Source organism: Hydrogenophaga sp. LT287 (genome assembly GCF_055702805.1).
Genome location: NZ_JBVPZC010000039.1, coordinates 1 through 16,808 on the forward strand (window position 1 = coordinate 1; position 16,808 = coordinate 16,808).

The 16,808-nt window shown below is 62.0% G+C and carries 14 protein-coding genes and 2 pseudogenes; 11 read left to right on the forward strand and 5 right to left on the reverse strand.

Annotation, left to right across the window (positions count from 1 at the left end; all coding sequences use genetic code 11):
- Positions 1–1,524 (forward strand): annotated as a pseudogene (locus AC0GNR_RS17800) (Tn3-like element IS1071 family transposase); the annotation flags it as partial.
- 112 nt (positions 1,525–1,636) lie between these two features.
- Here AC0GNR_RS17800 and AC0GNR_RS17805 read toward each other — a convergent pair.
- Both AC0GNR_RS17805 and AC0GNR_RS17810 read right to left on the reverse strand, forming a co-directional pair.
- Positions 1,637–2,350 carry a hypothetical protein gene (locus AC0GNR_RS17805; protein WP_472902180.1) on the reverse strand — a complete coding sequence of 238 codons (714 nt, stop codon included), beginning with the start codon at positions 2,348–2,350 and terminating at the stop codon, positions 1,637–1,639.
- A 982-nt stretch (positions 2,351–3,332) separates the two neighbouring features.
- The gene (locus tag AC0GNR_RS17810; protein WP_472902181.1) at positions 3,333–4,382 is read right to left on the reverse strand and encodes a Fic family protein; all 1,050 of its coding nucleotides are present in this window, start codon (positions 4,380–4,382) and stop codon (positions 3,333–3,335) included.
- Positions 4,383–4,642: 260 nt separating this feature from the next.
- Here AC0GNR_RS17810 and AC0GNR_RS17815 point away from each other — a divergent pair, with 260 nt between their 5' ends.
- The 10 genes from AC0GNR_RS17815 to AC0GNR_RS17860 all read left to right on the forward strand — a co-directional run bounded on the left by AC0GNR_RS17815 (position 4,643) and on the right by AC0GNR_RS17860 (position 13,080).
- Positions 4,643–4,948 (forward strand): hypothetical protein, encoded by a 306-nt coding sequence (locus AC0GNR_RS17815; RefSeq protein ID WP_472902182.1) that lies wholly within the window; start codon positions 4,643–4,645, stop codon positions 4,946–4,948.
- A gap of 221 nt (positions 4,949–5,169) precedes the next feature.
- Complete coding sequence (locus AC0GNR_RS17820; RefSeq protein WP_472902183.1) at positions 5,170–6,336, forward strand: ABC transporter substrate-binding protein; 1,167 nt, start codon at positions 5,170–5,172, stop codon at positions 6,334–6,336.
- 27 nt (positions 6,337–6,363) lie between these two features.
- Positions 6,364–7,230, forward strand: a complete 867-nt coding sequence (locus AC0GNR_RS17825) for a branched-chain amino acid ABC transporter permease (protein ID WP_472902184.1) — start codon at positions 6,364–6,366, stop codon at positions 7,228–7,230.
- A gap of 4 nt (positions 7,231–7,234) precedes the next feature.
- Positions 7,235–8,188, forward strand: a complete 954-nt coding sequence (locus AC0GNR_RS17830) for a branched-chain amino acid ABC transporter permease (RefSeq protein WP_472902185.1) — start codon at positions 7,235–7,237, stop codon at positions 8,186–8,188.
- Complete coding sequence (locus tag AC0GNR_RS17835; protein ID WP_472902186.1) at positions 8,185–8,937, forward strand: ABC transporter ATP-binding protein; 753 nt, start codon at positions 8,185–8,187, stop codon at positions 8,935–8,937. The genes AC0GNR_RS17830 and AC0GNR_RS17835 overlap by 4 nt, the downstream gene beginning before the upstream one ends.
- Positions 8,938–8,941: 4 nt before the next feature.
- Positions 8,942–9,655 (forward strand): ABC transporter ATP-binding protein, encoded by a 714-nt coding sequence (locus AC0GNR_RS17840; RefSeq protein WP_472902187.1) that lies wholly within the window; start codon positions 8,942–8,944, stop codon positions 9,653–9,655.
- A gap of 23 nt (positions 9,656–9,678) precedes the next feature.
- The gene (locus AC0GNR_RS17845) at positions 9,679–10,917 is read left to right on the forward strand and encodes a cytochrome P450 (protein ID WP_472902188.1); all 1,239 of its coding nucleotides are present in this window, start codon (positions 9,679–9,681) and stop codon (positions 10,915–10,917) included.
- Between the two features lie 12 nt (positions 10,918–10,929).
- Complete coding sequence (locus AC0GNR_RS17850) at positions 10,930–11,253, forward strand: 2Fe-2S iron-sulfur cluster-binding protein (RefSeq protein WP_472902189.1); 324 nt, start codon at positions 10,930–10,932, stop codon at positions 11,251–11,253.
- A gap of 28 nt (positions 11,254–11,281) precedes the next feature.
- Positions 11,282–11,857 (forward strand): MarR family winged helix-turn-helix transcriptional regulator, encoded by a 576-nt coding sequence (locus tag AC0GNR_RS17855; RefSeq protein ID WP_472902190.1) that lies wholly within the window; start codon positions 11,282–11,284, stop codon positions 11,855–11,857.
- On the forward strand, positions 11,854–13,080 hold the full coding sequence (locus AC0GNR_RS17860; RefSeq protein WP_472902191.1) for an NAD(P)/FAD-dependent oxidoreductase: 1,227 nt from the start codon (positions 11,854–11,856) through the stop codon (positions 13,078–13,080). The genes AC0GNR_RS17855 and AC0GNR_RS17860 overlap by 4 nt, the downstream gene beginning before the upstream one ends.
- A gap of 50 nt (positions 13,081–13,130) precedes the next feature.
- Here AC0GNR_RS17860 and AC0GNR_RS17865 read toward each other — a convergent pair.
- From AC0GNR_RS17865 to istA, 3 genes and pseudogenes are all read right to left on the reverse strand, one after another.
- A pseudogene (locus AC0GNR_RS17865) lies at positions 13,131–14,000 on the reverse strand (sigma 54-interacting transcriptional regulator); the annotation flags it as partial.
- A gap of 148 nt (positions 14,001–14,148) precedes the next feature.
- Positions 14,149–14,952 carry an IS21-like element helper ATPase IstB gene (gene istB / locus AC0GNR_RS17870; RefSeq protein ID WP_472902004.1) on the reverse strand — a complete coding sequence of 268 codons (804 nt, stop codon included), beginning with the start codon at positions 14,950–14,952 and terminating at the stop codon, positions 14,149–14,151.
- A gap of 48 nt (positions 14,953–15,000) precedes the next feature.
- A complete protein-coding gene (gene istA, locus AC0GNR_RS17875) occupies positions 15,001–16,524 on the reverse strand; it encodes an IS21 family transposase (RefSeq protein ID WP_305659843.1) in 1,524 nt (507 codons plus the stop codon).
- Positions 16,525–16,808 lie beyond the last annotated feature (284 nt).

Consider the following 16,808-nt stretch of genomic DNA (forward strand, 5'->3'; position numbering starts at 1 on the left):
CACAGCCTGAGCTTTCGGGGTCGTGCGCGCTTGTTCTTCACGGACGAGCGTTGGCAGGCAGAGTCCAAGAAACACTATGCCCGTCTATCGTTACCCAGCAAGGCTGCCACTTTCTTGAAGCCTTTGCTGGCCAGAGTAACTGCCGGTGTCGATGCGGTGGCCGCTGCAGCCCGCAGTGGCGTACTGCGCGTGGATGATGAACTCCATTTGTCGCCATTGCCCGCAGAGGACGAAGACCCAGAAGTGACCAAGCTGCGCGCGGCTTTGGATCACCGCATCGGTGAGGTTCAATTGCCGGAAGTGATTCTGGCCGTTGACGCCCAGGTGCGCTTTAGCTGGATCATGCTCGGACGTGAGCCGCGCTCTACCGACGAGCTGCTGATGGTCTATGCCGGCATCATGGCCCACGGCACCAGTCTGACTGCGGTCGAATGCGCGCGCATGATTCCGCAATTGTCTGCCACCAGCATTCGCCAGGCCATGCGCTGGGCGCGGGACGAACGGCGTCTGAGCCAGGCCTGCCAGGCTGTGCTGGAATTCATGCAGCGACACCCGATTGCCGCCACCTGGGGGCGGTCCGATTTGGCATCTTCTGACATGATGAGCATGGAGACCACCAAACGGGTGTGGCAAGCCCGGCTTGATCCTCGGCGCAACACACCTTCCATTGGAATCTACTCCCATGTAAAAGACCGGTGGGGCATCTTCCATGCGCAGCCCTTTGTGCTCAATGAGCGCCAGGCGGGCGTGGCCATTGAAGGTGTCATCCGCCAAGAAAAGCTGGAGACCATCCAGCTTGCTGTGGATACCCATGGCTACACCGACTTTGCCATGTCACATGCCCGTTTGCTTGGTTTTGATCTTTGCCCGCGGTTGAAGGAACTCAAACAGCGCCACCTCTTTGTGCCACGCGGCACCAAAGTGCCCGCAGAAATCGCTGCGGTGTGCGAAGCCAATGTCGACGTCGCTTTGATCGAAAAGCATTGGGATAGTCTGGTGCACCTGGCAGCCTCGGTCATGAGCGGACATGCCAGTGCGGTGGCAGCTCTTGCGCGGTTCGGTTCTGCCGCCCAGGGCGATCCAATCTATGAGGCTGGCGTGCAATTGGGGCGGTTGCTGCGTACGGCGTTTTTGGCTGACTACTTTGTCAAGGACGCTTTCAGGAACGAGTTGCGCCGGGTGCTCAATCGGGGCGAGGCTGTTAACGCCCTCAAGCGCGCCATTTATACCGGCCGGATCAGCCCGGCGCAGGCCAAACGTGTCGATGAAATGCAGGCTGTGGCCGATGCGTTGAGCCTGATGGCCAACATCGTGATGGCGTGGAATACCTCACAGATGCAGGCGGTCCTGGATCGCTGGTCGAACCGCCGCCAGGTCATTCCACCGGAACTGATCGGGAAGATTGCGCCCACCAGGCTGGAGAGCATCAACTTGCGGGGTGTGTTTCGCTTCCCGGTTGACCGCTATGCTGACCAAATCCTGCCTTCGCGGCCAAATGCATCGATAACTGGCACCAATGGATGAAACCGACCACGGTTTGACGCCACGAATCGCAGATTTGAAAGTGAACAGGAAAGTCAATGAAATCAACGATCTACCAACACCACCTCCGCGCCAGTGCTAGCTTTTCGTACCGTCACTTATTGCACTGAAAACGAGGAGACCCCGTATGCAGCACACGGACGGCGCGTTCTAGCGCCAGGTCGTACGACGCAGAGCCTGGGGCCGTGAAGTCGAAGGTAAGAATCTGCAGCCGGCGCAGCAACAGCCAGACAGTCTCGTTGTCATCTGGCGAGCCTTCGTCTCGCAGGTGGCTCTTAAACGTCTTGACGAAGGCGCGCATGTCGTCGTTTGCCACGCCCGCCAGATCAATTTGGGCGGCGAACGTAGCTGCGTCGCCAATCTGCCGCGCGAGCGTGAGTACGTCCTGATATGCCCCATCGATCTTGCGCGATCCCTTCGTCGTCGCAATCGCCAGCTCGTACCGCTGCGTCAGGAAGTCAGGCCGTTGCGACGCTTTGACGACTTGGCCTACGACTTTGCGAAAGACGGGATCCGCGGCGGCGAAGGTGATTGATCGCTTGACCTGAACCTCCAGCACCCCCGGCTTCCCGGACTCGTTGTCGTGGGCGTGGATGACCACGTCATCGAGCGGACGCCCCGCATTGGCTTGCTGTAGCGCGACCCGATCTATCGTGGTGCCGGGAAGGCCCCGGGCGGGTGCCCCGCTGAGCATGGCTAGCAAGTATGACGCACCTACCTGGGCCTCGAAATGGGTGCCCGCGGGCCCGCTGGCCAATGTGCTCGTCCCCATATTGCAATCAGCTGGGCGCAGTTCCTGCTCACTCATGGTCATCCCTTTCGAAGCTGACGCTCTTCTTGGCTACTGCGTCGCCGTTTCGTTGACATGCTTGCCATTGTGGCTGCGTGGCAGAGTCTTCAAAGGGCATGGAGCCGGGATGGTCTCTGGATCTACAGATGCAGTACGTCCTCCGCTTCGGAACTTCAGGAGGCCCACAAGCTTTTCGTCGCTGCTGACGAAACACGGACGGCAAAGTCGAGCCACCGTTCCAGACGTGAGTCCCGCTCGGCCTCAAGGATTTCCGCGACGACATCTCCCACTGAGACCCGCCGTTGGGCAAGCGGATGCTAGTGTCAGCAACCAGCCTTGACCGGTCAATCACGCTAGAGGATGCAGTTGCGCTTCGCTTCGCTCGTCTTGATCAACTTGCGGCGGGACTTGCACCCGCAGGAGTGCGCCCATGCTGGGCGCACCAAAGACAAACGCCCCCGAAGGGGCGTTCGCTCCCTTGGTTCTGCCAAGGGTCAGCACACTTCTGCTACACATTGAACATGCGTGCAGTTTTACTTCAACCCCCGGTAAACCCGGGGCTGCTGCAGGTATTAGCACCTGTTGCAGGGTTCAAGTATCTATGCTCACCATGGCACAGTCAATGATGACTTGCATTCATTCCAACGACTTGTCGACTTTCAGATTGATAACATCCGTGCTGTTTTAGAAACTATTTTGTTTGCGTCTGTTGCCTGAATAAGACACACTTCACTTTGAAGTCCCCTCGAATTCCTGAGTCAGTCAGAAGTAGTGGTTGGGGAACAGCAAGGCTTAGTGGGCTAAACAAACCGTCCGGGAAACTGGGGGAAGCCCACCCAGACGTCCACAAAAGGCTGAGTTGTCCTCGCCACCACGCAGATCGACTAAGGACCTCCTCCAGCTTGCAGTCGCTGGACTGTCCGCGCCGATCCAAATTTGAGCTCAATTTTCGGCGCCAACATGGTCTCAATGGCGTCGAAGCGGTTGCATTCCCGAGACATCACTTGAGTTCATACCAAACACCACGCCCGCTACCCTGCTGATTCAGATGACCGTGCTCGACCAGGTTGCGGAAATGTTGCTTCAGCGTGTTTCGGCTGACACCCGTCAATTTGATCGCCTCACCGATCGTGACGCGCCCGTGCTCACGGGCAAATTCGACGATCTGCAGTGACAGCTCGGGCAAGGCAGCCAGTACGATCTTCTCGCGCTCCACCTTCTTTTCAAGCCGTCGTACCTGCTCGGCCAGTGACCGCAGGAAGAACACCAGCCACGGCTGCCAGTTGGGGGCAGGCGCTCGGATCGATCCTTGCGTCTGCCGCAAGGCAAGGTAGTACGCCTCTTTATTCAGCTCGATCACGCTCTCCAGTGAGCTGTAGGGCACATAGGCGTAGCCTGTCTGGATGAGCAACAAAGTGGTCAAGACACGACTGAGGCGGCCATTGCCATCCTGGAACGGGTGGATCTCCAGGAACACCACGACAAAGATGGCAATGATCAAGAGCGGGTGCAACTGCGCCTTGTCGCGCTCCCCATTTACCCAGGCAACCAATTCAGCCATCAGACGCGGCGTGTCGAACGGGCTTGCCGTCTCGAACACGATCCCGATCTGCTCACCGTTTTCATCGAAAGCGGCCACGCTGTTTGAGTTGGTCTTGTACTGTCCGCGGTGCCGCGAGTCCTTCTCACTGTGGCGCAGCAGGATCTGGTGCAGTTGCTTGACGTGGTTCTCGTTGAACGGAATGTCACGCCAGGAGGTGAACACCAAGTCCATCAGTTCGGCGTAGCCAGCCACCTCCTGCTCATCACGGGTCTCGAAAGACTGGATGGCCAGGTTGGAAAGCAGCTTCTCCACTTCCCTGTCGGACAGCTTGCTGCCCTCGATACGGGTTGACGACCCGATGCTCTCGATGGTGGCCACCCTGCGCAAGGCAGACAGACGATCAGGCGCGAGGGTTCCCAAAGCGCGCCAAGCACCTTTGAACTCATCAATCCGAGCGATCAATCTCAAGATCTCGGGGGTGATTTGAAGAGTGTCAGTGCTAAACATAAAACCAATAATACACCCAATAACACCCATTTATTCGGGAGGCGATCCCCTCCGAATTCCGATCAGAAAATGGGTGCGAATGGGTGTTTTATCGGTTCGAACCTTGCGTGGGTCCTTGTTGAGCTTGGACTGCTTGTCTAGGGCACGCTCGACTGACTGACGGACAGCTTCATCGCCAAGCTGCAGCAGAGGACCTCGTTCACAGCGGAGGCCGACTAAACTGCTGGCCTGTTACCCATCGTGCGATGTCACCACCCGTCATGAGCGCCAAGCAGACCCTTCTGGATCGTGAGTTGTTTACCCAAGCCCTGCGCCACATGGGCGAGGAGGATCTGCGGTATCTCAACCGCATGGTTGTTGAGCGGCTGAACCTGTTGGCCCAAGCCAGGAGCACCGTGCAGCTGGCCCAGTTTGCTGAAGGGAACCGCGTGTGCTTCACCACCAATGACGGCACCGAAAAACACGGGGTTGTGTTGCGACTGAACAAAAAGACGGCCAGTTTGCTTACCGATGACGGACAGAACTGGAAGGTCTCGCCGATGTTATTGCGCAAGACGACGGGCTAGGCGGCCACGTACCAGCAAACGCGTATGAACATGGTGGTTGGTCTTCAAACGTGATGTGAGTGGCAAGGTAAGTTTCATGAGCTGAGCTGTCTGTCCACAAGCCAGGGGATAAAGAGAAGCGCAGTTGGTTGGGGTTTCTACTAGTTGGTTTGTCAACTAGTTTTCCTATGATGACTCCAGCTTCGCCGTCCAGAGCGCAAGCACCATCCCAGGAGACAACCATGCGTTTTCAATGGAAGCTGGTCGGCACGTTCGCTGCCGCGTTCGCCATGGGCAGCGTCGCTGCCCAGACCGTCAAGGTCGGCATCATTGCCCCGTTCTCAGGCCCCTTCGCGCACTACGGCGCGCTGTTCAAGGCGGGGGCTGAAGGCTATGTTGCCCAGCAGGGCGGCAAGCTCGCCGGCAAGGAGATCGAGTTCATCTACCGCGACGAGGGCGGCCCCAACCCGGCCAACACGCGAACCCTGGCGCAAGAGCTGGTAATCAAGGACAAGGTCGACTACCTGGGCGGCGTCGTGTTCTCGCCCAACGCATTTGCGGTGGCACCGGTGATTCAGGAATCGAAGACACCTTTCGTGGTGTTCAACGCCGCCACCTCCGACATCACGACCAAGAGCGATTATTACGTGCGCACCAGCTACACGCTGTGGCAGGTGACGGTGCCGCTGGCCCAGCACGCGGCCAAAAAGGGGATCAAGAAAGTCGTGACAGCCGTCACCGACTACGCGCCGGGCGTAGACGCCGAGAACGCATTCAAAGCCGAGTTTGCCAAGCAGGGCGGAACAGTGGTGGAGAGCATCCGCATGCCGATCCGCACCACCGACTTCGCGCCTTTTGCCCAGCGCATCAAGGCAAGCGGCGCACAGGCTGTGTATGTTTTTCTGCCAGGTGGTCCTCCCAACCTGGGCTTCGTGAAGGCGTATAACGAGAACGGATTGAAGGCGGCCGATGTCGAGTTCCTCGGTACCGCTGAGACCGATGAGTTCGACCTGCAGAAATTCGGCGACTCGGCCCTGGGCTTGACCACGGCTTTCCATTACAGTGCCGCGCACGACTCGGCCGCGAACAAGACCTTTGCCGCGGCCGTGGCCAAAGTCAACAAAGACGCGGTTATCAACTACGCCACCGTCGGCGCCTGGGACGGCATGGCCGTTATCCACAAGATGATCGAAGCCACCGGTGGCCAGCGGAATGGTGAGAAAGCCATGGCTGCGATCAAGGGCCACAAATGGGAGAGCCCGCGAGGTCCTGTGAGCATCGACCCCACCACGCGCCACATCACGCAGAACGTCTACCTGCGCACGGTGGAAAAAGGCCCAGGCGGCCTGATGATCAACAAGGAACTTCAGAGCTTTGGACAGCAGGTCGACCACGGCCTGGTCAAGTAAACGCACTCCACAGACGAGGACTGCTGCGTGACCCTGCTCGCCAACATCCTGATCGACGGCATCGCCTACGGCATGGTGCTGTTCATCATCGCCGTGGGCCTCTCGGTCACGCTCGGTCTGATGCGTTTCGTGAACCTGGCCCACGGCGCCTTTGCCATGACCGGAGGTTATATCGCCGCGTGGCTGGTGCGCGAGCAAGGTCTGTCGTTCTACGTGGGGGTGCCGCTGGCCGTGTTGGCCACTGGTCTGCTCGGTGCCTTGCTGGAGGTAACGGTGCTGCGCCGGCTATACCGCCGCACAGAACTGCAACAGGTGTTGTTCACCATCGGTCTCACTTTCCTCTTCGTGGCCACCGCCAACCTGCTAGCCGGACCCGAGGTGCAGCTGATTCCGTTGCCTCCGACCCTGTCGTTCGCAGTGGACCTTGGCATTCGCACTTTGCCCGCGCAGCGCCTGCTGGTGATTGCCAGTGGCTTGCTGGTGGTGCTGGCAGCGTTCTGGGTGCTGAACAAGTCGCGCTTCGGTGTGTGGTTGCGTGCCACGGTCGACAACACCGCTGCGGCATCGGCGCTGGGCATCCCGGTGCAGTTGGTCTACGTGGCCACCTTCGCGGTGGGCGCGGCCCTGGCCGGTCTGGGAGGAATTCTGGGGGCTGAACTCATGCCGCTGGAGCCGTACTACCCGGTGAAGTACCTGGTGTTGGTGCTCGTGGTGGTGGCTGTGGGGGGCATGGGCAGCATTGCCGGCTCGCTGGCCGCCTCGCTCACGCTGGGCATCATCGACACCGCGAGCAAGTACCTAGCTTCCGACTGGGGTTCGCTGTTCTTCTTCCTGGCCATGGCGCTGCTGCTGGCCTGGCGCCCGCACGGCCTGCTGGTGCCTCGCAAGGTCTGATGCCATGAAACGCTCTCTGCCCTACCTGCTCCTTGTTGCGCTGGCCGTGCTGATCTTCTTCGTGTTCCCGGACCAGTTGCCGCTGGCTGCGCGCATCGCCACCATCGCCATCTTCGTGATGTCACTCGACCTGGTGGTGGGCTACGGCGGGCTGGCCACACTGGGCCATTCGGCACTCTTCGGTATCGGCGCCTACGCGGCCGGCTTGCTGGCCATGCACCTCACCGGCAACCCCTTGATCGGCCTGCTGGCCGGAGCGCTGGCGGGCGCGCTGCTGGCTTTGATCTCGGGACTGTTCCTGTTGCGCTACGAGGGCCTGACCTTCCTGATGCTCACCGTGGCTGTGGGCCAGATCGCACAGAACGGTGCCAGCAAGTTGCGCGACTGGACCGGGGGTGAAGACGGTCTCACGGGATTCGAAATACAGAAGCTTTTTGGCGTCTGGTCGTTCGATCTCTACGGCAAGGTGGCCTTCGTCTATTGCTTCGTGGTCATGCTGGTCTGCCTGTGGGCCATGCGCCGGCTCATGGGCTCTCCCTTCGGCCTGTCGGTGGTTGGCATCCACCAGAACCGGCTGCGAACGGCTGCCATCGGCGGCTCGGTACGCGTGCAGCTGCTAAAACTCTACACGCTGGCGGGGGCCTTCGCCGGCGTCGGCGGTGCCCTCAATGCACAGGTCAACCAGATCGTCGGCCTGGACACGCTGGGCTTCGAGCTGTCGGCCGAAGCCCTGGTGATGCTGGTGCTGGGCGGTGCTGGCAACCTGTTCGGCGCCATCGGCGGCACGGCGGCGTTCATGCTGATCCACCACACCGCCTCGGCCATCAACCCCTACCACTGGCTGTTCATCATCGGAGGGCTGCTGGTGTTCGTGGTGCTCGTGCCGCGAGCGCGACTGTTTGAAGCCTTGCGCCAGCGCGTGGCTCGCGTATTGCCCACGCCTCGGGGGTTGGCATGAGCTCAGGACCTTTGTTGGACGTGCGCCAGCTGCACAAATCCTTTGGTGGCTTACATGTCACACGGGACGTGTCGTTTGCACTGCACCCGGGCAACCGGGTGGGCTTGATCGGACCCAACGGCGCGGGCAAAACCACGCTGATCAACCTCATCACCGGCGTGCTCGCGCCCAGCCAAGGCAGTGTTTGGCTCAAAGGTGAAGACGTGTCGCATCTGCCCCAGCCCAAGCGTGTGCAGCGTGGCCTCGCGCGCACGTTCCAGATCACGCAGCTCGCGCTCGATCTGCCCATCTACCGCCAGGTGGAGCTGGCCATTCATCAGCGCGAGGGCTCAGTGAATCGAATGTTCCGTGCACTCGACGGCTTTCGCGCGGTGCGCGATGAAGCCGCGCAGATCCTGCATACCCTGCGCATGGACAGCTTGTCCCGGCGCTGCCCGGTGGAGCTGGCCTACGGCGAGCAGCGCCTGGTGGAGATTGCCCTGGCCATGGCGCTCAAGCCGCAGGTGTTGCTGCTGGATGAACCCATGGCGGGCGTGCCCAGTGGTGAGCGTCAAGTGGTTCTGGACGCACTCGACACGCTGCCCAGCGACCTGGCCATTTTGATGATCGAACACGACATGGACCTCGTCTTCAACTTTGCCGACCGCATGCTGGTGCTGGCCGAAGGCGCGCTGCTGGCCGAGGGCACACCGCAGGAGATTCGCCGACACCCCGCGGTGCGCACCGCCTACCTCGGTGCAGAGGCCTGATCCCATGGGTGATCTGTTGCACATCGAGAACCTCACCGCCGGCTATGGCGCCATTCAGGTGCTGCACGGCGTGAACCTGTCGCTCGCCTCGGGCGGGCGGCTCGCGCTCATCGGGCGCAACGGCGTGGGCAAGACCACGCTGCTCAAAGCGGTGATGGGGCTGGCCGACGTGAAGGCCGGCCAAGTGCGCCTGGACGGCCAGGACATCACAAAGTGGTCAGCCCGCGAACGCGCACACGCCGGTATCGGCTATGTACCGCAGACGCGGGACATCTTCCCCTCGCTTACCGTCGAGGAAAACTTGCTCGCTGGCCTCAAGGGCCGACCGCGCAGCGCGCTGGATGAAGCCTACGCGCTCTTCCCACGCTTGGCCGAGCGGCGCCTGAACGGCGGTCAGCAACTCTCGGGCGGTGAGCAGCAGATGCTCAGCGTGGCCCGCACCCTGCTGGGCAAGCCCCGCCTGCTGCTGCTGGACGAGCCTCTGGAAGGACTCGCGCCCATCATCTGCATCGAACTCATGCGCGCCTTCGAACACCTCGCGCAGGACACCGGCGTGGCCGTGCTGCTGGTGGAGCAGAAGGTGGACGACGCGCTGCGATTTGCGCCCCGCGCCATGGTGCTCGAGCGCGGGGAGGTGGTGCACGAGAGCTCAAGCGCCGCCCTGAGCCAGCGCAAGGATCTGCTGGAACGCTATGTCGGCGTGGCCGGCGCGCATTGACAACCAAAACGACAGGAGGTCCCATGAACACAGCCACCCTTTCCCCCGACACAGCGGCCACGCCTACTGGCGTACCCGTGGTCGATGTCGATCCCTACAGCGACGCCTTCCTGAGCGACCCGTATGCGGCCCACCGCCAATTGCGCGAAGCGGGCCCGGTAGTGTGGATTCCCGCCTATGGGATCTACGCCTGCGCTCGCCACGAATCCGTGCACGCTGTCTTTAACGACCACGCCACCTACATCTCGGGTGCCGGCGTCGGGCTGGCCAACTTCAACAAGGAAACGCCGTTCAGGCCCAAGAGCCTGATCTTGGAAGCGGACCCGCCTTCGCACACCAAGGCCCGTGCGATCCTGGCGCGCATTCTCTCGCCCAAGACGGTAATGCAGATCCGTGCCACCTTCACGGCCGAAGCCGAGTCGCTGGTGGACCGATTGCTGGCACGCCAGGCGGAGGGCGAGACCATCGACGCAGTGAAGGACCTGTCAGAGGTGTATCCGCTCAAGGTGTTCCCGGACGCAGTGGGTGTGGGTGCGGCGAACCGCGAGAACCTGCTGCTTTACGGCAACATGATCTTCAACGCCTTTGGCCCACGCAACGAACGCCTGCAAAAGTCAGCCGAGCTGGTGCAGCCCGTAACAGCCTGGATCATGGCGCACTGCCAGCGCGAGAATCTGCGCCCCGGCGGCTTTGGCGATCTGATCTACCAGGCAGCCGACGCCGGCGAAATCACCCACGACGAAGCGCCCCTGCTGGTGCGCTCCTTCCTCTCTGCAGGCGTGGACACCACCGTCAACGGCATCGGCAACGCCATCTTGTGCATGGCCAACCACCCCGACCAATACGCGCAGCTGTGCGCCGACCTGACCATGGCCCGCCCAGCGTTCGAGGAATCCCTGCGCTTCGAATCTTCGGTGCAGACCTTCTTCCGGACCACCTCAAAAGACACCGAACTGTTCGGCGTGCCGATTCCCAAAGACAGCAAGGTCGTCACCTTTCTCGCTGCGGCCAACCGAGACGAGCGCCAGTGGCCGGACCCCGACCGCTTCGACATCCAGCGCCGCCCGGCGGGTCACATGGCGTTTGGCTCCGGCATTCACGGCTGCGTGGGGCAGGTGGTGGCGCGGCTCGAAGGCGAGGTGGTGCTCACCGCGCTTGCCAAGCGCGTCTCGCGCATTGAACTCATCGGCGTGCCAGAACGCCGCCTGAACAACACGCTGCGCGCGTTGGCGTCGATGCCGGTGCGCCTGATTCCCGCCTGAGAGGACATTCCCATGGTTGATGTGATCTTGATCGATGCGGGCGGGGTAAGCCGCACGCTGCATGTGGCCGAGGGCCAGAGCCTGATGCAGTCCGCAGTGTCGGCCGGTGTGCGCGGCATTGTTGGTGAGTGCGGTGGGTCTTCCATGTGCGCAACCTGCCATGTGTACGTGGATGAGGCGTTTGCCGGCCACCTTCCTGCCCCCCTGGAGACCGAGCTGGAGATGCTGGAATGCACCGCTAGCGAGCGCCTGCCCAACAGCCGACTCGCTTGCCAGATCAAACTGTCTGCCGCGCTCGACGGCCTGGTGGTGCACCTGCCCGAGCGGCAACAATAAGGCCCTCGTCATCCTACGAACCCATTCCATGAGCAAGATGCCTCCCGCCTCGGTACCCACGCGCAAGGCCTCGTCCAAGGTCGCTGACGACGCGGCGGTGGTCGACCTCGAGCGCTATGTGCCGGCGTTATTCACCTGGATCGCCAATAAGCTTTCGGGCGGTGCTTCCACGGCCTACCTCAGCGCATTCAACGTCGGCATCGAGACCTGGCGCCTGTTGGTGCTGCTGGCGATCGAGAAGTCGCTGACCGCACAGTCGATTTCTCGCACCATCGGGATGGACAAGGCGTCTGTGAGCCGCGCCTTTAAGAGCATGCAGACTCGCGGGCTCATCACCATCGGGCTGGACGACGCAGACGGCCGCCTTCGGGTGGCCACCATAACGCCCAAAGGCAGAGCCCTGCACGACGATATTCTGAAGCTGGCGATTGAACGAGAGCGCGCGTTTCTCAGCGTGCTCAATGACAAGGAACGCGAGACGCTCATTGGCTTATTGCGCCGCCTTCACGACAACTTGCCCATGGTGGAGAAGGCGACGCACGACTACCTGACGCGCCATTACCCGAAGTCGAAACTGCCCCGCGCACGCGGTAGCGACGCATGAACACAGACCAGATTGTCATTGTCGGTGGTGGTCATGCGGCCGCAGCTCTCTGTGCCGGCTTGGCCGAGGCAGGTCAAGCTAGGCGAGTGCATCTGGTGAGCGCTGAGAGTGAGTTGCCGTACCAACGCCCGCCGCTGTCCAAAAGCTTTCTGAAGAAGGCTGACGAGACCATCGCGCCGCACAAAGCGGCTGCCTGGTACGCCGAGCAGGGTATCCAGGTTCACCTGAGCGACCCCGTGGTGTCCATCGACCGCAAAGCCCTGCGCGTACTGCTGCGCTCCGGCACCCAGCTGGACTACCAGTACCTGGTGCTGGCCACGGGAACACGTGCACGCACCCTGGATGCCCTTCCTCCCGGTTTGAGCAATGTGCATCTGCTGCGCGATGCTGAAAATGCGCGTAGCCTGCGCACCCGGCTGGCCGAGATGATCGACAGGGGGCAGCGCCTCACCGTGCTGGGCGGCGGTTTCATCGGCCTGGAGCTTGCGGCATCTGCGCGCCAGCTCGGACTGGACGTGACCGTGCTGGAGGTGGCGCCACGTTTGCTGGGGCGCTCTGTTTCGGCATCGTTGGGAGAGCATGTGCTGGCGCACCACAGGGGCATGGGCACAGAGGTGCAGATCGGTGTGTGCGTGGAGGATTTCCAGTTGCACGACGCTCGCTTGGTGTCGATGCAGGTGAATGGCAATCGCGTGGCTGTGGACGCGTTGGTGCTGGGCATCGGCGCTGTGCCAGAGGTGCGACTGGCCGCCGACTGCGGTTTGGCGGTGGACAACGGGATCGTGGTGGACGCCTGCATGCGCACATCAGACATGGCGATTCTTGCCATCGGCGACTGTGCCGCATTTCCCACGACCGATGGCACGCGAATTCGACTGGAGTCGGTGCAGAACGCCAACGACCAAGCGCGCACCGCAACTGCAACGCTGCTGGGGCGCGAGGAGCCCTACAAGTCATTGCCTTGGTTCTGGTCCGAGCAAGGCCCGATGCGCCTGCAAATGGCAGGACTGTTACCAACCTCGTCGGAAACCATACAGCGCGCTGGGGCGAACGCCAGCAGCTTCACAATCTTTCACGTCGTCAACGGCAGACTGTTGTGTGCGGAGTCGGTCAACGCACCGCTGGACCACATGATTTCGCGTAAGTTGATTGAGGCAGGCGTCGGGGTGAATGCAGCCTCTCTCGCCGATCCGTCAATCCCTTTGAAATCGCTGCTGGTCTGAATTTTCTGGAGCTCCAGCTGCGCCGCTACACCAGTCTGCGTGCATCCCCTTCAGTGACGGTCGTGGATGCCCAACCGCTTGGCCAGCCTGACCAAATTGGCCCGGTCCATCTGCAGAGCGCGTGCCGACTGTGCCCAGTTTTGGTCATGCGCTTCGAGTGCCTGCAGCACAAGGTGACGCTCGGTGGCCTCCACCGCTTGCCGAAGGCTCAAGCCCAGTGGCAAAGGCAGCTGGTCCCCGGCGGCGGCAGGAGCGTGGGTTGACGTGGATTGGGACCCCGACTCCCGCAACCCCAGATCACCGGCTGTAAGTGTCAGGATGCGAGGCCTCGGCTGCTGCCGCCCCAAAGCCTTGAGCACGCTGCGCCCGATCAGATGCTCCAGTTCACGAACGTTGCCGGGCCAGTCGTAGGCCAGCAGCGCGGCCTGGGCCTCGTGGTCCAGACGCAGGCCACCCAGGCCCAGGCGTGAGCGGTTTTCTTCCAGAAAGAAGCCACTGAGCACCAAGACGTCGCGGCCCCGCTCTCGCAGGGGTGGCACCGGCAGGGGGTAGACACTGAGGCGGTGGTAGATGTCGGCCCGAAGTCGTCCGGCGCGCACCTCGGCGGGAAGGTCGCGGTTGGTGGCCACGATCAGGCGCACGTCCACGTGGTGTTCCCGGTCCGACCCCAGGCGCTGCAGTTGACCGCTCTGCAAGACGCGAAGCAGCTTGGCCTGCACCGCGAGGGGCAACTCGCCCACTTCGTCCAGAAACAGGGTGCCGCCGTTGGCCAGTTCGAATTTGCCCTGCCGATCACTGACCGCGCCAGTGAAGGCGCCACGCACGTGCCCAAATAACTCGCTTTCCACCAGCGTGTCAGGCAGTGCAGCGCAGTTGAGACTGACCATGGGCCGGTCTGCTCGCGGCGAGCGGGCGTGCAGCTGCGTATTTCGGCGAATGTGACCGGTCATTTCGGCGAATGTGACCGGTGGGCTGAGGGGTGATTTCAGCGCTGTTTCGGTAACGTGACCGCCCGTTTCGGCGATCGTGACCGCCGTGATGCTGGCGGTGCTGCGTAGAGGGTTGAGTTTACGGTTTTGGAGAGGCTGTCAGGTTTTCATGGAGGTCCTTGATAGTCGTTTTTGAAACGGTTGCAGCGCGCGCCGTACGGCCCGTTCGCCGCGACTCGCCGTCCAGGCTGAAGCGCCGGCAACTCTGCAGCAACCGGTCGAGGATGGCGTCGGCAACGGTGGGGTCGCCCAGCCAAGCGTGCCAGTGCTCGATGGGCAGTTGGTGGGCGATGATGGTGGCGCGCTGACCCACCCGGTCATCAATGACCTCCAGCAAATCGGCTCGCGTGGCGGCATCGAGATTGCCGATGCCCCAGTCGTCCAAAATAAGCACGTCGATCTTGGCAAGTTGCTGCAACCAGCGTCGGAAGCTGCCGGCACCATGCAAGATGCGCAGCTCTTCTGCTAGCCGAGGCACGCGCAAGTACAGCGCCGAGCGACCCTGGCGACACGCATACTGGGCCAGCGCACACGCCAGCCAGGTCTTGCCCAAACCGGTCGCACCAGCCAGGGTCACGGTCTCGCCGCGCTCAATCCAGGTGGACAGCGCAAGGCCCATGAGGGCTGGGCGGTCCAGCCCCCGGATGCCTTCGAAGCTGGCGTCCTCCAAGGTGGCCGAAGGGTACTTGAGTTGCGCCTGTTGCAGCAGGCGAACCCGCTTGCGGTCACCCCGGGCGTAGACCTCTCGCTCGACCAGCAAGGCCAGGCGCTCATCGAAGGACAGGTTCAGGCAATCGGCCTGTTCGTGCTGTTGTTGTAAGGCATCGGCGAAGCCCACGAGTTTGAGGGAGCGCAGCTGGGCGATGGTGGTGTTGTTGAGCATGGGAGTGTTCGGATTTGGTTGTTGGTTCGAGTAGTTCAAGGCAGGGCGTCACTGGTAATAGCCCGGGCCGCGCAGGTTCGCGTGCGCCGGGCTGGTCCAATCCGACTCGGCCTGTGGCGTGATCTGGTCACGGTTGTTGGCCAGCAAGTCACGCACATGGCTGTAGCGCAATGTGCCCAGAGCCAGCGCCCGTTCGCAGGCGGCCTCCAGCCGCCCTGGGCCGTATCGCTTGGACAGGCTCAACAAGCCCAGGCAAGACCGATAACCATGCTCAGGATGTTTGTAGGTTTGCAGCAGGCGGGTGATCAACTCGCCGCAGGCCACGCCGATGCGCTGGCCCCATTCGATCAGGCGCTGTGGCGTCCACTCCATGTGGGCGCGGTGCGCCGCAGGCATGTGTGCCTCCACCGTGGTGAAGCCCCCACGCTTGTCGCTGCGCGCGTGGGCGGCCACGCGTTGGCCGCGCAGGAGCAACTCGATGCCGTAGCCGGTCATGCGTGCCTCCAGCTTCTGCCCGACCAGCGGGTGCGGTGCGCTGTACCGATGGCCGTCGATCTCGACGTGGTAGTCGATGTGTACCCGCACGGTCTTGAAGCGCGCGAGCTCATAGGGTTGCTGCGGCAGCGGCATCAGGGCTGGGGCGTCCAGCTCGGCAAACACGCTGGCGCGGCTGCCCGGCAACTTCTGAAAGGGGCGCTCGTTCAGGCTGGGTAGTAATTGCGCAATGGCCGTATCCACCTGGGCGACGCTGTCAAAACGCTGGTGGCGCAGCCGCGCCAGGATCCAGCGTGTGACGACCTGAACCGAGCTCTCGGCCGTGGCCTTGTCGCGTGGCGTGCGTGGGCGCGCAGGCAATACCGAAGTGCCGTAGTAACGGGCCAGGTCCTGCACCGTCTCGTTGGCACGTGGCTCATAGCGGTCCGGGGTGGCGATCACGGCACGGGCGTTGTCAGGCACGATGAGCTGCGGCACACCCCCGTAGAAGTGCAGAGCGCGCACCATGCCCTGGACCCAGTCATCCAGGCGCTGCGCGGGCGTGGCGCAGGCGAAGACGCAACTGGAGGCGGCCATGGCCGAGACAAAGACCTGGGCGCGCGCGCCATCGCGCAAGGGCACCGTGGAGCCCGCGAAGTCGATGAACAGCTTCTCGCCGGCACGCCGGTGCTGGCGCATCGAGCGCTTGAGGGTTTGGGCGAAGGCCTTGTAGTGACCGCAGAACTGGGTGTAGCGCCAAGTACGTCCATGGGGATGTGCTTCCACGTACTCCTGCCAAAGCAGCATGAGCGTGACCCCCTTGCGGTCGAGTTCGCGGTGGATTCGGCCCCAGTCGGGGGTGATGTAGGGCTGCGAGGTGTTCGCTTTGGGCAGCAAGGTGGAGGTCAGTCGCTGCTCGCTCCAGTCCTGGACAGTCTCCCAATCCAGACCGGCGGCATGGGCCAGGCCAACATACTTGGTCACGGCCCCTTTGGAGATGTTGAGGGTGGATGCGATCTGCTCGTGCGAGAGGTCGGCCTGCCACTTCAGGCGGATAACGTCTTTGATCATGCGTAGAGAAATTCGAGGTTTGGGCATCTGGCTCCTGATGGCAAAAGCCGTCGAGGTTAGGACGCCCGGTTGAGTTCTCTACGCAGCACCGCCGGCAACAGACCCCCACCAAAATGGGGACTGAAACGGCGGTCACGATGACCGAAATGATCGGTCATGATGCCGAAACGGCCGGTCACGATGAGCCGAAAAGGAACGCGGTCACGATGGACCGAAATCCTCGGTCACGATGCCGAAATCACCGGTCACGTTGGTCCGAAATCCTCGGTCACGATGCCGAAATCACCGGTCACGTTGGTCCGAAATACCCA

Bases quoted from the DNA above. Each gene is read 5' to 3' on its own strand.
- AC0GNR_RS17850 (WP_472902189.1), top strand. From the start codon at position 10,930: ATGGTTGATGTGATCTTGATCGATGCGGGCGGGGTAAGCCGCACGCTG.
- AC0GNR_RS17845 (WP_472902188.1), top strand. From the start codon at position 9,679: ATGAACACAGCCACCCTTTCCCCCGACACAGCGGCCACGCCTACTGGC.
- AC0GNR_RS17810 (WP_472902181.1), bottom strand. From the start codon at position 4,382: ATGTTTAGCACTGACACTCTTCAAATCACCCCCGAGATCTTGAGATTG.
- AC0GNR_RS17820 (WP_472902183.1), top strand. From the start codon at position 5,170: ATGCGTTTTCAATGGAAGCTGGTCGGCACGTTCGCTGCCGCGTTCGCC.
- istA (WP_305659843.1), bottom strand. From the start codon at position 16,524: ATGCCCAAACCTCGAATTTCTCTACGCATGATCAAAGACGTTATCCGC.
- AC0GNR_RS17855 (WP_472902190.1), top strand. From the start codon at position 11,282: ATGAGCAAGATGCCTCCCGCCTCGGTACCCACGCGCAAGGCCTCGTCC.
- AC0GNR_RS17860 (WP_472902191.1), top strand. From the start codon at position 11,854: ATGAACACAGACCAGATTGTCATTGTCGGTGGTGGTCATGCGGCCGCA.
- AC0GNR_RS17835 (WP_472902186.1), top strand. From the start codon at position 8,185: ATGAGCTCAGGACCTTTGTTGGACGTGCGCCAGCTGCACAAATCCTTT.
- istB (WP_472902004.1), bottom strand. From the start codon at position 14,952: ATGCTCAACAACACCACCATCGCCCAGCTGCGCTCCCTCAAACTCGTG.
- AC0GNR_RS17830 (WP_472902185.1), top strand. From the start codon at position 7,235: ATGAAACGCTCTCTGCCCTACCTGCTCCTTGTTGCGCTGGCCGTGCTG.
- AC0GNR_RS17840 (WP_472902187.1), top strand. From the start codon at position 8,942: ATGGGTGATCTGTTGCACATCGAGAACCTCACCGCCGGCTATGGCGCC.
- AC0GNR_RS17815 (WP_472902182.1), top strand. From the start codon at position 4,643: ATGAGCGCCAAGCAGACCCTTCTGGATCGTGAGTTGTTTACCCAAGCC.
- AC0GNR_RS17805 (WP_472902180.1), bottom strand. From the start codon at position 2,350: ATGAGTGAGCAGGAACTGCGCCCAGCTGATTGCAATATGGGGACGAGC.